Origin of the sequence: Melissococcus plutonius ATCC 35311 (assembly GCF_000270185.1) — a bacterium.
GTDB lineage: Bacteria > Bacillota > Bacilli > Lactobacillales > Enterococcaceae > Melissococcus > Melissococcus plutonius.
Window position 1 is genome coordinate 932,019 of record NC_015516.1, and the last position, 13,816, is coordinate 945,834.

General features: G+C 31.5%; 13 protein-coding genes. 9 read left to right on the top strand and 4 right to left on the bottom strand.

Annotation, left to right across the window (positions count from 1 at the left end):
• Positions 1-65 precede the first annotated feature (65 nt).
• From MPTP_RS03955 to gntK, 3 genes are all read left to right on the top strand, one after another.
• The gene (locus MPTP_RS03955; protein WP_013773784.1) at positions 66-1,133 is read left to right on the top strand and encodes an MFS transporter; all 1,068 of its coding nucleotides are present in this window, start codon (positions 66-68) and stop codon (positions 1,131-1,133) included.
• Positions 1,102-1,266 carry a hypothetical protein gene (locus tag MPTP_RS09940; protein ID WP_231849664.1) on the top strand — a complete coding sequence of 55 codons (165 nt, stop codon included), beginning with the start codon at positions 1,102-1,104 and terminating at the stop codon, positions 1,264-1,266. Before MPTP_RS03955 ends, MPTP_RS09940 begins: the two co-directional genes overlap by 32 nt.
• Positions 1,267-1,711: 445 nt before the next feature.
• On the top strand, positions 1,712-3,250 hold the full coding sequence (gene gntK / locus MPTP_RS03960; RefSeq protein ID WP_013773786.1) for a gluconokinase: 1,539 nt from the start codon (positions 1,712-1,714) through the stop codon (positions 3,248-3,250).
• A 320-nt stretch (positions 3,251-3,570) separates the two neighbouring features.
• Here the strand turns inward: gntK and MPTP_RS03965 are convergent, their stop codons facing one another.
• The gene (locus tag MPTP_RS03965; RefSeq protein WP_013773787.1) at positions 3,571-3,870 is read right to left on the bottom strand and encodes a hypothetical protein; all 300 of its coding nucleotides are present in this window, start codon (positions 3,868-3,870) and stop codon (positions 3,571-3,573) included.
• 657 nt (positions 3,871-4,527) lie between these two features.
• Between MPTP_RS03965 and MPTP_RS09945 the strand changes: the two genes are divergently transcribed.
• The gene (locus MPTP_RS09945; protein WP_013773788.1) at positions 4,528-4,719 is read left to right on the top strand and encodes a hypothetical protein; all 192 of its coding nucleotides are present in this window, start codon (positions 4,528-4,530) and stop codon (positions 4,717-4,719) included.
• Positions 4,720-4,915: 196 nt separating this feature from the next.
• On the opposite strand, the gene MPTP_RS09700 is transcribed toward MPTP_RS09945, so the two are convergent.
• Entirely contained in the window at positions 4,916-5,074 is a 159-nt protein-coding gene (locus MPTP_RS09700; protein ID WP_013773789.1) for a hypothetical protein, read from the bottom strand.
• Positions 5,075-5,651: 577 nt separating this feature from the next.
• On the opposite strand from MPTP_RS09700, the gene MPTP_RS03970 reads away from it, so the two are divergent.
• Complete coding sequence (locus MPTP_RS03970) at positions 5,652-8,357, top strand: cation-translocating P-type ATPase (RefSeq protein ID WP_013773790.1); 2,706 nt, start codon at positions 5,652-5,654, stop codon at positions 8,355-8,357.
• A 511-nt stretch (positions 8,358-8,868) separates the two neighbouring features.
• On the opposite strand, the gene MPTP_RS03975 is transcribed toward MPTP_RS03970, so the two are convergent.
• Entirely contained in the window at positions 8,869-9,897 is a 1,029-nt protein-coding gene (locus MPTP_RS03975; RefSeq protein WP_013773791.1) for a lactonase family protein, read from the bottom strand.
• A 187-nt stretch (positions 9,898-10,084) separates the two neighbouring features.
• Here MPTP_RS03975 and clpX point away from each other — a divergent pair, with 187 nt between their 5' ends.
• Positions 10,085-11,335, top strand: coding sequence for an ATP-dependent Clp protease ATP-binding subunit ClpX (gene clpX, locus MPTP_RS03980; protein WP_013773792.1), 1,251 nt, complete (start codon positions 10,085-10,087; stop codon positions 11,333-11,335).
• 146 nt (positions 11,336-11,481) lie between these two features.
• Positions 11,482-12,063, top strand: a complete 582-nt coding sequence (gene yihA, locus MPTP_RS03985) for a ribosome biogenesis GTP-binding protein YihA/YsxC (RefSeq protein WP_013773793.1) — start codon at positions 11,482-11,484, stop codon at positions 12,061-12,063.
• A gap of 213 nt (positions 12,064-12,276) precedes the next feature.
• Here yihA and MPTP_RS09705 read toward each other — a convergent pair whose 3' ends face one another.
• The gene (locus tag MPTP_RS09705; RefSeq protein WP_013773794.1) at positions 12,277-12,420 is read right to left on the bottom strand and encodes an SPJ_0845 family protein; all 144 of its coding nucleotides are present in this window, start codon (positions 12,418-12,420) and stop codon (positions 12,277-12,279) included.
• Positions 12,421-12,586: 166 nt separating this feature from the next.
• Here MPTP_RS09705 and yidD point away from each other — a divergent pair, with 166 nt between their 5' ends.
• Positions 12,587-12,859, top strand: coding sequence for a membrane protein insertion efficiency factor YidD (gene yidD / locus MPTP_RS03990; protein WP_013773795.1), 273 nt, complete (start codon positions 12,587-12,589; stop codon positions 12,857-12,859).
• Between the two features lie 31 nt (positions 12,860-12,890).
• Complete coding sequence (locus MPTP_RS03995; RefSeq protein ID WP_013773796.1) at positions 12,891-13,766, top strand: ROK family protein; 876 nt, start codon at positions 12,891-12,893, stop codon at positions 13,764-13,766.
• The last annotated feature ends 50 nt before the right edge of the window (positions 13,767-13,816 follow it).

Consider the following 13,816-nt stretch of genomic DNA (forward strand, 5'->3'; position numbering starts at 1 on the left):
TAATAGTATTGAAAGCGTGAACAGTTAGTGAGTTTAAATGTTACCATAAGAAAGGAAAATGAATTATGAATTTAAAGAAAATTCGTCTTGCTGTTGGAATTCTAAGTATGAATCTGTTATTGATGTCTGGTTCAACAGTCGGCGCGGCAATTGCAGCAATTGCAAAATCTTTTCCCAAAGAATCAATTTCTAAGGTTCAAATGGTGAGTTCGATTTCTCAGTTGGGACAGTTAGTTGCAACTTTGTTGTTTACTTGGTTAACTCATAAATTAACTAGAAAGAATATTGGAATATTAGCTGTACTTATTGTAGCAGCTAGTGGCTTATTGCCAGCCTTTTATCATAGCAGTTTAAATATTATTTTAGCTTGTATGGTTACCCTAGGTTTTGGAGTAGGATTGATTAGTAATGTCAGCCCAGTTCTTTTACAAGAACATTTTGAAGGTGAAGATCGTGCAGCTGTCATGGGATGGGCGGTTGGTTTTAATACAATCGGTATGATAGGAATCACATTGATTGGTGGTATCCTAGGAAGTGTTCACTGGGAAAATCTATTCTTTGTATACGTCATTGCTTTGCTTGTATTTTTGGCTTTCTTTTTTATGGTACCTCAAGATGTTCGTATAAAAAATACGGATGAAGAGAATAAAGCATCTACCAGCTTTTTGCAAACAATCAAAGGATTAAGTAAATATGTTTATATTATGTTAGTTATTACTTTTATTACTTCGCTCGCTGTCATGATTTTCATGTCAAATCAATCGATATTATTGGCAAGTAAAGGATATGGAACAGCCTATACAGCATCTGTTACAGCTATTGGAAATATCGGTGGTATCTTGGCTGCTTTTGGTTTGAAATACATTCGAAAAATAACAAAAACGAATACAATGGCTTGGGGATTCATCGCTTTTGTTCTATCTTATGTATGCATTGTTTTCTTTGCAAATTTCCCTATGCACATTCTTGGTAATATGTTCTCAGGAATTGGGATTGTAATGGTAAATGCAACTATTCCGTTTGAATTATCTATTTTAGCTGATAAAAAAATAATTTCCGCTAGCTATTGCAATGAATACATTTATGTCCTCTGTGGCAGGTATGATTGCACCAATGATTTTAGCAGCCATTAACATTGCTCCAGGTTCATCTTCTTATATAGCAGGTATTATTCTTTGCCTAGCAACGGCAGTTCTATTATTTATCAGTCGACTAGGATCAAGAATTGAAAAGCAACATCAAGCAGCAATGGCTCAAACAGAATAGAAGAAAAGTTATCTACATAGACAATAAACATTCATACATAAAAAAATGGTTTACCTGAAATACATGTTTACATTTCAGGTAAATCTTTTTTTATGTATGTATAAAAGAATAAGATAACGTAGTTTCATATTCATTGGTTATTTTATATTTTCACTAAATAAAACTATAAAAGGATTGCTCGTCATCGATAATTGATAATCAATTTAAAATAGTTTGTTTTTTTGTGATAAACTGGTGGTAGAGTATCATGAAAATAAAAATTTTGCGAACAAGAATTTAGTGTTCAATTTTTGCAGCCATAATAGTTATATTTTGTAAAATATGTTTTAAAACGAACGAAACAGAAAATAAAAACTTTTAGGAAAAAACGAATTATTTTTTGATAAAAAGATAAGATAAATATCTTCATTTTTAAATTTAATGAAATGTTTTAGAGGAGAAAAGAATGAATTATATTATTGGAATAGATATTGGAACAACAAGTACTAAGGCTGTATTATATAACGAAAAAGGTAGGGTAATTGAATCCACGCATGTTGGTTATCCATTATATCAGGAAACAGAAGACATGGCAGAACAAGATGTGGAGGAAGTATTTGAAGCTGTAATTCACACGTTAAAACATATCATAAGACAATCTAAAATTGAAGTTTCAAAAATTTCTGGTGTTTCATTTTCTGCAGCAATGCATAGTCTTATTTTGGTAGATGAAAAGGTAAAACCATTGACTCGTTTAATTACTTGGGCTGACAATCGTGCAGCTAAATACAGTGAGCGGTTAAAAGAAAATAAACAAGGAAAAAAGTTATATGAAAAAACTGGAACACCCATTCATCCTATGACACCTCTTTCCAAATTGATCTGGTTACGTAATGAGGAAGCAGAGATTTTTAAACAAGCCAGTTATTTTATTGGTATTAAGGAATATATTTTTTATCGATTATTTGGTGAGCTGAAGATAGATCAATCGATTGCCTCAGCAACTGGGTTATATAATATTTTTACTCATACATGGGAACCAGAAGCTTTAAAGCTTGCTGGAATTACTGTTGATCAATTGTCTGAGATAGTGTCAACAAGCTATCAATTTTGCGACTTAAATCAATCCTATGCTGATATGATTGGTTTGCCTAAGGAAACTATTTTCATTATTGGTGCCAGCGATGGTGTTTTATCTAATTTAGGTGTTAATGCGATGGAAAAAGATGTTTTAGCTGTGACGATTGGAACAAGTGCAGCGGTTCGAACAGTGATAAAGGAACCAATTATTGATACTAAAAAACGATTATTCTGCTATGTTTTAGATGAGGAATATTATGTGTTAGGTGGTCCAGTCAATAATGGTGGTATTATATTAGAATGGATTCGTGATCAATTATTCACTTCAGAAAAAGAAACCGCAAAACAACTGGGCATTGACAGTTATGATTTATTGACACAAATTGCTGAAAGAATTCCTGCTGGATCTGATGGGTTACTATTTTTACCTTATCTAGGTGGTGAACGAGCACCTATTTGGGATGCTAATGCTCGAGGAACCTATTTTGGATTAAATCATTATCATACACGTGCACACATGTTACGTTCTGTGCTTGAAGGGATTATTTTTAATTTGTATCTAGTCTTAATAGCTTTAGAAGAAGTCATTCCATCAGTAAAATCAATACAGGCAACGGGTGGATTTGCTCGTTCGGAATTATGGTGTCAAATGCTTGCTGATATTTTTGAGAAAAAAGTAAATATTCCTAAAAGTTTTGAGAGTTCATGTCTAGGTGCAGCAATCTTAGGTCTAAGATCTTTGAAAATTATTGATGATTTAAAAGAGGTTGAAAAAATGATAGGTGTAACTCATGACTATTTACCCCAAAAAGATACATTTAATGCTTATCAATCTTTACTGCCTATTTTTATGCGATTAACTCACCAATTACAGGAAGAATATAGAGAAATTGCTGAATATCAAAGAAATAGTCGTAATGAATAGCTGATTTTTAAATTAATTTTTGAATTTAAGGGATGAGAAAAAATAATATTTGCCATTGATAAATTAAAGATTAGCTAATAGATCAGTATAAATGTATGAACGTAGAGGCGTAGGAATTTAGCTCCTACGCCTCAGTTGTTTTGTTAATCAATCTCAGGTTATTTTATCAAATGAATGAAACCCACCAAATAAAACGAATGAATTAAAGAGTTTGTTGATCATCAATAATAATTGCTTGTTAGCTGATTAATGACTTGTTTCATCAGATAAGATACCTATTCGTTAACGCTATCTAATCATAATAAGAGAAATGGATTGATTCAGTTATGTTTTGTAATTGAATTAGTATGGACCTTTTCTGTTTGAATTAATTTATCAATTGAAACAGTTTCAAGAGGTAATAAACGATTAAACTCATCATAAAAACTATGAAACAAATGAGAACAAGCATAATATTGTTGAATGACTTTCTTTTTATTCAATGTATCATCTGAAAAAGTGAAAAAATTATTTAGTAATTCTAAAGGTTCTTGCCAAGATTGTAATTGTTCTGAGTAATTTTTAATATTCAGAATTTCTTGATAAGGAACAGCTTTTAGATTTTGTGGCTCTTTTTTCATCTCTTACATTCCTTTCCTCATTATCTGTAAGCATCTTAAAATAGTTTAATGCAGTTCTATGTGTAAAATATATATTTCTTTATACATTTACTATAAAAACAGAAAAAATGAAAAACGAAATTGGTAGCGATAAGTCAGCCAATCTCGTTCAAATGCCTAATAATGAAGTCAAGGTTCTCCCATATACGAAATAATTGTGTTTTTCTAATTGAGGGACTAGAAATTTAGACAAAAATCTTGTACAATGAAGAAGCTAGTACTTCTGTGCTAGTAGGCAACTTGTATAGATAGTGACTGCTGACTATACAGGGCTTCGTAGTCTGGTTGGCGCCAAATTACGGAGTGCCTTTTTTTATTGTCTATCCATTTACAAAAAATACTTGTCAAGTAGGTGAGATAAACATGTAAATGGAATAGTTGGTACGTTTTTCATACTGCTGTGATTTTTATGGTAATTAATCCTCCTTTCAGTTTGTTAAAAAAACCAACAGTAGGATAGAAAAAAACGATATCTGGCATGATACCGATATCGTTAACAATAGGCTAATAAAAAGAGGATTCTGTTAACCTATTATCCTTTAAACGAAAAAATGAAGGAAAATTTCGTTAGAGAAATAGGATATTCTCAACTAGCACTATTGGCAACTTGTATTATCAGTGACTGCTGTTTATACAATTCCTAATTGTCCGATTGGCGTCGGACAAACAGGTGCCAATTTATTTTATTGTAAAAATAGTAAAGAAGAGCCAAACTTTACTATTTTATTTCTACTCTACCTCCCTAGTATAAACAAAAGCCTATTTATTCGCAATATAAAATTAAAAGAATTTTTTATTCGTTTAAAATAGATTTTTAGAACACGTTGTAATGATTCAAATCAATAACTATGTTTATCATTAATAAAAATTAAAATAAGTTTATAATTTATACGGATATTTAATAAGAAATAAGTGAAAAAATAAAAAGGCATCTTTGTAATTTATTGATTACATAGATGCCTTTAACTAAAATGGAAATAGCAGAGAAAATACATTAGGAAGTTTGTCACTCCTTGATGAGTTGTTTAAATTGGGCAATAGCTTGTTCAATCGTAGCACCAGTTGCTTTTTTATGTTGATTTTTTGGATCAATTGCCATAAAAACATTATTTTTAGTGTCCAGTGCAATTTTATATTGAACATTATTTTTTTTGTTATAAGTCATAGTTATTTACTCCTTTCTTTAAAGCATTGAAAGGCAACAATATAACGATATAAATAACGAAATTCCGTTTATAACTATACCATTAAAGGCAATCAAGAGCAAATACAACACATTTAATTAATAAAAAATTTAATTTTTACATGACATATTTCATAATATATCCTAAAAATAGAAATTATTTTTAAATTTTACTTTTACAAACAACTACGATGAATAAACAAATTTTAAAAAATCAATTGCTTTACCAATTATAAACAGTCATCTCTAAATTGATAAAATTTTTAATTAACATTTTTTTAGGTATCTTCCTATTGAAAGTGATATAGAAATTAGGTATAATAGTAACAAATAATCAAGTTAATCATTTTCATAATCGATAATTTACTTCATAGGGGAGTAATCGGCAGTTTAACACTGTGACAACATCACCATCACTGAAAGAAATTTCTGGTGTTGCCTTAAACGATGAGACTTATGGATGTACTGTTTAGGTGCATACATAGGTCTCTTTTTTTTCTTATTTATTTAATTATCGGTAAAATAAAGAAAAGGTTGGCAAGAGGGAGGAACAAGGAACATGAAGGATGGAATAAATCAGCAATCTGCATTTTACTCTATGTCTGAAGAGAAAGTATTTGAAAAAATGCAGACAAATTTAGCAGGATTAACGAGGCATGAAGCCAGTGAACGACTTGAAAATTATGGAAAAAACAATTTGAAAAAAAAGAAAAAATCATCTATTTTAATGAAATTTATTGAACAATTCAAAGATTTTATGATTCTTATTTTATTAGTAGCAGCTATTATCTCAGCTTTTCTTTCAAATGATATCATTGCTTCAATCATTATTGTATGTGTTGTAATTGTTAATGCTATTTTTGGTGTTATTCAAGAAGCGAAAGCTGAACAGGCAATTGAAGCGTTACAAGAAATGGCTACACCCAATGCCAATGTTCGTCGAGATGACCATATTATTACGATAAAAAGTGATGAATTGGTACCTGGAGACATCGTTTTATTAGAAGCAGGGGATGTTGTACCTGCTGACTTGCGCTTAATAGAAGTAGCTGGTCTAAAAATTGAAGAATCATCATTAACGGGTGAATCTGTGCCAGTAGAAAAAAATTCCGATACGATGATTGAAAATACAGAAACGATTAGCCTGTGGGATCGTCATAATATGGCTTATGCTAATAGTAATGTAACTTATGGAAGAGGAGTAGGTGTGGTTGTTGAAACAGGAATGAATACAGAAGTAGGAAAAATTGCTGGTATGTTAACAAATACTCAGGAAATAGAAACACCATTAAAACGCAATCTCAATCAACTTGGTAAGGTATTAACTGGGGCTATTTTAGTTATTGCTGTTTTAATGTTTGTGATTGGATTACTAAATGGTCGCTCATGGCTGGACATGCTATTGACTTCAATTTCTTTAGCGGTGGCAGCGATTCCAGAAGGACTCCCAGCAATAGTTACAGTTATTCTAGCTTTAGGTACACAAAAAATGGCAAAGAAAAATGCAATTGTACGTAAATTACCAGCTGTTGAAACGTTAGGAAGTACAAATATTATTTGTTCAGATAAAACAGGTACCTTAACGTTAAATCAAATGACGGTAGAACAGCTTTATACTTATAACAAACTACAACCTGCCAAAGAACCTATTTCATCGAATAGTATGCTTCTAACCATTATGATTTATAATAATGATACAAAAATTTCTCAGGAAGGAACTTTAATCGGTGATCCAACCGAGACAGCTTTAATCCAGTTTGGCATTGATCATCAGATTTTAATTGAAGAAAAATTAATAGAAGCACCAAGAATTGCTGAAATCCCCTTTGATTCTGAAAGAAAGCTGATGACCACCATTCATGAAACAAAAAATAAAGGCTATCTAGTGACAGTAAAAGGTGCTCCGGATGAATTACTAAAACGTTGTAAACAAACAGAAGAGAATGATCAATTTACCATTTTAGACCAAATAAAACAAGTAAATATCCTAGAAAGTAATAAAAAAATGGCAAAACAGGCATTACGTGTATTAGGAATGGCATATAAGTACGTAGAAACATTACCAACGGAACTTGTTTCAGAGTTAGTTGAGCAAGATTTAATTTTTGCAGGGTTAGTGGGTATGATTGATCCAGAACGCAAAGAAGCGGCTGAAGCAGTGGCCACAGCTAAAGCAGCTGGTATTCGGCCAATTATGATTACTGGTGATCATAAAGATACGGCTGAAGCTATTGCCATTCGTTTAGGAATCACACCAGATAATGATGAAAACCGGTCTGTGATTACAGGAAGTGAATTAGAAGCCTTACCCAATGAAGAATATGAAAAGAAAGTAGAGCAGTACTCCGTTTATGCCCGGGTTTCTCCAGAGCATAAAGTTAAAATAGTACGAGCTTGGCAAAAAAAGGAAAAAGTGGTTGCTATGACTGGTGATGGTGTAAATGATGCACCGGCATTAAAAACAGCTGATATTGGTATTGGTATGGGTATTACAGGAACCGAAGTTTCCAAAGGAGCTTCTGATATGATTTTAGCTGATGATAATTTTTCAACAATCATTTCAGCAATTAAAGAAGGTCGAAAAATTTTCGCAAATATTCAAAAAACCATTCAATATTTACTTTCTGCCAATTTGGGAGAAGTCCTTACTTTATTTATTGCTACTATGTTGAATTGGGATACGTTATTACCTATTCACTTATTGTGGATAAATTTAGTCACAGATACTTTTCCAGCAATTGCTTTAGGAGTTGAACCAGTGGAAGAAGGAATAATGCAACATGCACCACGTGGAAAGAAATCTAGCTTTTTTTCAAATGGTGTCTTTTCAAGCGTCCTTTATCAAGGGATTATTCAAAGTATACTTACTTTGTTCGTTTATCAAATCGCTATTTTATTACCAGCACATACGGCAGAGAATATGCCCAGCTTATCACACCATGCGTTATATCATTTGCAGCATGCTGATGCATTAACTATGACTTTTGCAACCTTGGGGTTAATTCAATTATTCCATGCCTTTAACGTAAAATCGATTCATCAATCCTTATTTAGTGTAGGTTTATTTAGAAAAAAAACGTTTAATTGGGCTATCTTAATTTCATTTTTATTATTAGGTACAACGATTGTGATTCCTGGGTTTAATGATTTATTTAGTGTAACACAGTTGGATCTATATCAGTGGGGAATTGTATTAAGTACCTCTTTCGCAATTATTCCAATTGTTGAAATAACAAAGTTTTTCCAACGAAAGTTAAAGAAATAAAAAATTATAATTTCTTTTTAATTTCTTATAGACAGAATTTAAGTTATAGTGTACTATAGGTATATACCAACAACAACCTTTTTATTTTTCAATTTACTCTGAATAGGGTAAATACTCCTTTTCCACCGGTAATTGATACCGGTGGTTTTTTTGTTTTATGATAAAATTTCTTTTTGACATAGCAGGTTATTTTAAATAAAAAACAAAATATAAAAAATGAAAAAAACGGCAAGAGTTATTTTCAATGAAAAGTAGTAATGACAATATTCAATTAAATATGTGATGGAAAAATAATAGATTATTGAACTACCTATTTTATTTGATAGTAATATTTTTATTTATATGATATAAAAAAGTAAGGAAAAATCAGCTAACTTGATCTAATTTTAATTAATGAACATACAATGAATTTATTTTTGTTCGTTTAGATTTTTTAAATATAAAATGCTCACTCAATTTTAAAATTTAAAATTGAATGAGCATTTGTCTCAAAGGAGATATAAATAATAGTTTATTTAAAATAGACACAGACGCACTCAGGAACATAGACATCTTTTTGAATCATTTTTAGTAATCCTGTTTGAGTATCTCGCTCGTAAAGTGTCAGATTGTCTGAATTTTGGTTAGCAGCTACAATAAATTTTTCAGATGGATCAAGATTGAAATCACGGGGGAAATCTCCCTCAGTGCTTATTAATTGTTTACGTTTTAATCTTTTACCTTCTTGTGAAGTTTCAAAGATGGCAATCGTATTATGTCCACGATTTGAAGCATATACATATTGACCATCTGAAGATATACGGATGGCTGCACCACTATTAAATCCATCAAAATTTTCAGGAATAGTGCTTACTTTTGTCAAACGTTGAAACTCGCCATTTGTTTTATCGTAACTTAAAACAGAAATAGAACTGTCTAGTTCACCAATCAGATATGCAATTTGCTGGTTTGGATGAAAAACAATATGACGAGGACCACATCCGGGTTCAGCTAAGTATTGAGCAACCTCGATTAATTTACCTGTTCGGTCAACATCATAAGTATATACTCGATCTGTACCTAAATCACAAACTACCAAGCGGTTATCAGGTGTTAGATTAGTATAATGAACATGTGGTTTATCTTGATTTTTATGTGGACCTGTGGTTTCTTTATGTACAACTCGATCAGTACTTTTTAGCTGTCCATTTGGTAAAATTTGAAATACATAAACAATTCCTTCATGATAACTGGCACTATAAATTAATTGTCTCTTTTCATCTACAGAAACATAGCAAGGTGGTGCACCAATTTCAGTTACCTTGTTTAAAAGGTCATACTGATCATCAATCGATTTATAGGCTGCTACGCCACCTTCTTCTCCAACAAGAGTAACCGTATAAAGTTCTCCCTTTTTATCTAGGGTCAGGTAGGTAGGACTACTTTCATTGATAATTAAAGAAGTACTTGCTAATGCCTTCTTTTCTGTATCTAAAACGGTTTGATAAATTCCTTTACTTTCACGCCTTGTATAAGTTCCCAATAATAATTGTTCTAGCATAATTTGCCTCCCTCTCTTTCTTTATTGCTATCCATTGTTTCATTTATTTTTCTATATAGTAGTATACCATAGCTTGTTTTTAATGAATAAAATTTTACACATAGAAAGTTCGCATTTTTAATTGATTTATGCTATTATAAAGGAAGGCTGTCGATGCAGTTATTTTCGTTTTAAAGGGGTGGCGTACATGTATGAGAACACAAATAATGGTGGAACAGTCAACTGCTCTTTTTGTGGCAAGACACAAGAAGAGGTAAAAAAAATTGTTGCCGGTCCAGGCGTCTATATTTGTAATGAATGCATAGATTTATGTAAAGAGATAATCAATGAAGAATTTTATGATGAAGCTGTGCGTGAATTGACAGATATTCCTAAACCCCAAGAAATCTTGGATGCTTTAAATGAATATGTTATTAGTCAGGACAGCGCAAAGAAAACTTTATCTGTGGCTGTATATAATCATTATAAACGAGTAAACCATATAGAAGAAGATAGTGCAGAAAATGTTGAATTACAAAAAAGTAATATTTGTTTAATTGGTCCTACCGGATCAGGAAAAACATTTTTAGCTCAAACACTTGCTAAAACACTGAATGTACCATTTGCTATCGCTGATGCAACTAGTTTAACAGAAGCTGGTTATGTTGGTGAAGATGTTGAAAATATTTTATTAAAATTATTACAAGCAGCTGATTTTAACGTTGAACGTGCAGAAAAGGGAATCATTTATATTGATGAAATTGATAAAATTGCTCGTAAAAGTGAAAATGTTTCGATTACTCGTGATGTTTCAGGTGAAGGTGTACAACAAGCCTTGCTTAAAATTTTAGAAGGAACTGTTGCTAGTGTTCCCCCTCAAGGTGGACGTAAACATCCCCATCAAGAATTCATTCAAATAGATACAACAAATATTTTGTTTATTGTTGGTGGTGCATTTGATGGCATCGATACAATTGTCAAGAATCGTTTGGGAGAAAAAACAATTGGTTTTGGCCAAAATAGTGTTGTCTTTAATGAAGAAAAAAGTGTCATGCAGCATATTATACCAGAAGATCTTTTAAAATTTGGTCTTATTCCTGAATTTATTGGTCGTTTACCTGTCATGGCTGCATTAGAAAAATTAACAACAGAAGATCTAGTTCGTATTTTAACTGTGCCGAAAAATGCATTAGTTAAACAATATCAAAAACTGTTGTCTTTAGATGATACAGAATTAGAATTTGAACCGGAAGCATTAAGGGTCATTGCGAATAAGGCCATTGAACGAAATACTGGTGCACGTGGATTACGTTCAATTATTGAAGATATCATGATGGATGTTATGTTTGAAATACCTTCAAATGAAACAATTAAAAAAGTGGTCATTACAAAAGCGGCAGCTGAAGCAACAGATAAACCTGTGATTAGTTACAATAAGAAAGATCAAAAAGCAGGTTAATAAATTAATAGATTTTTAATCATAAAAAGACTAGTTAGGTTTAGCTATCGTAATAGCTATTTAATCAGGAAGACACTTTGATTGGATACTATTATCCAACTTAGCTAGTTTTGATTTTTACAAATCTAGTAAGTGAGGAAGTCAAAATGAAAGTACATAATGCTGAAATTGTGATTAGTGCTGTATCTCCTCTTCAATATCCAGAAAGAGAATTGCCTGAAATTGCATTGGCTGGACGTTCAAATGTTGGGAAATCATCATTTATTAATACATTGATTAATCGTAAAAACTTAGCACGCACTTCTGGCAAACCTGGAAAAACACAAACATTAAATTTTTATTTAATTGAAGATTCACTTTACTTTGTTGATGTACCAGGATATGGATATGCGAAGGTTTCAAAAACAGAACGAGCAAAATGGGGAAAAATGATTGAAACTTATATCACTTCAAGAAATCAACTTGAGGCAGTAGTTTCATTGGTAGATTTTAGACATCCGCCAACAGTAGAAGACAAACAAATGTATGATTTTTTAAAATATTATGAAATTCCAGTAATTTTGGTGGCAACAAAAGTAGATAAGATTCCTTCCAGTAAATGGAATAAACATGAAAATATAATCAAAAAAACGTTAAATTTTGATTCTCAAGATAAATTTATTTTATTTTCATCGGTTACTAAAAAAGGTAAGGAAGAGGCCTGGCAAGCGATTGAAACCTTTCTTTAAACATTAAAATAGACTATCTAAATATAGAGTTAACAGTTAGATCATTAATTTTTATGATTCATTTTCTTTAATAAGATAGGCAGTTGTAAAGAAGACAAAATTTTAACATACAAAATTGAATCCTTCTATCCATTTTTATTGATATCATTGAAATGGATATTTTGAAAAATTGCTCAGTAGTTAAATAAGAGCAAATAAAAAAGACTGAGCCAGTTATTTTGTCTCAGTCTCTTTCTTTTCTTTTTGATTTTTCTTATTCTTTTCCTTCTCTTTTTCTGCTTTTGATTCTTCAGGTAAAACAGATAAAGAATCAAAAAGTTTCTCTAAACTATCTGAACGTTCAAATTTTAATCCCATAAATTATTTTCGCCTCCATTTTTTAACAAGTGTATCATGGAATAATTTTTTTGTATAGGCAGTGACCAAATTTTAAATTTGCTATATTAAATTGTGCATTGAAACAATCGTGTCACCCATTTATTTTTTAATCAGTTAAACATCAAATAATCAAGAGGGAGTTGCCATGAAAAAGTTATTAATTCATTTGATCCATTTTTATCAACGATATATCTCACCAGGAATTCCTCCTAGATGTCGTTATTATCCCACCTGTTCTCAATATATGATTGATGCAATTAATATTCATGGCTGGATTAAAGGAACAATTATGGGAGTTGCCAGAATTTTTTGTTGTCATCCATTTGTAAAAGGTGGGATTGATTATGTGCCAAAAAAATTTACTATTAGAAGAAATATTGATGAAGGAAGAAATGAATCGTATAATAAAAGTAAATGATGAAAAATTGTTTTGAATGGGGGAAATAGATATGGCAATTTTAGCATTTGATTTCGGTGGATCTTCAGTAAAATATGGACTATGGAATGGTAGAGAAATCTTAAATCAAGGAAAATTTGAAACACCTGATAATTGGGAAACCATGAAAGCAAAACTTTTCGAGGTTTTTGAACAACATTCAGAGGGAATAGAAGGAATTGCGTTTAGTGTACCTGGAATAGTGGAAAATAAAGAACGAAAGATATTAGGTATATCTGCTATTCCCTATATTCATCAAGTAAATTTCTTTGATGATTTGGAAACGCTTTTTAAATTGCCAATTAGTGTGGAAAATGATGCGAATTGTGCTGGAATTGCTGAGTTATCTAAAGGTGTAGCAGTTGGAAAAAGTGAAGTAGTATTTGTGGTTATTGGGACTGGTATTGGTGGAGCTGTTTTTCATAATGGACAACTATATAGAGGAGCTCATCATTATTGTGGTGAATTTGGGTTGAACTATCTTGATGGTGAAAAGACATTTAGTGAAATAGGAACGGTTGTAAATATGGTTCAACGATATTGCCAAAAAAAGGGATTAAGGGGACAAGCATTATCTGGTGAAGAAGTGTTTTTATTAGCAGAACAAGGGGATGTATTAGCCCAAGAAGAAGTAGAAAATTTTTATAACTATCTATCAAAGGGATTATGTTCTATTCAATTTACCTTAGATCCAGAACTTATCGTTCTAGGTGGAGGTGTCTCGATAAAAGAGGGATTAATAGAGGAGATTAATCAGCGCATTATGAAAAAAATGGGTCAGTCAAACTTAGACATCTTTATGCCAGAAATTGTAGCTTCAAAATTTGGAAATAATGCAAATTTGATTGGTGCTGTTTCAAATTTTTTAATGAAAGTTAATCGTGAATAATCAATAAGACTATCTGATAAGTTAAAACTCCTTGACCATTGAAATCATTC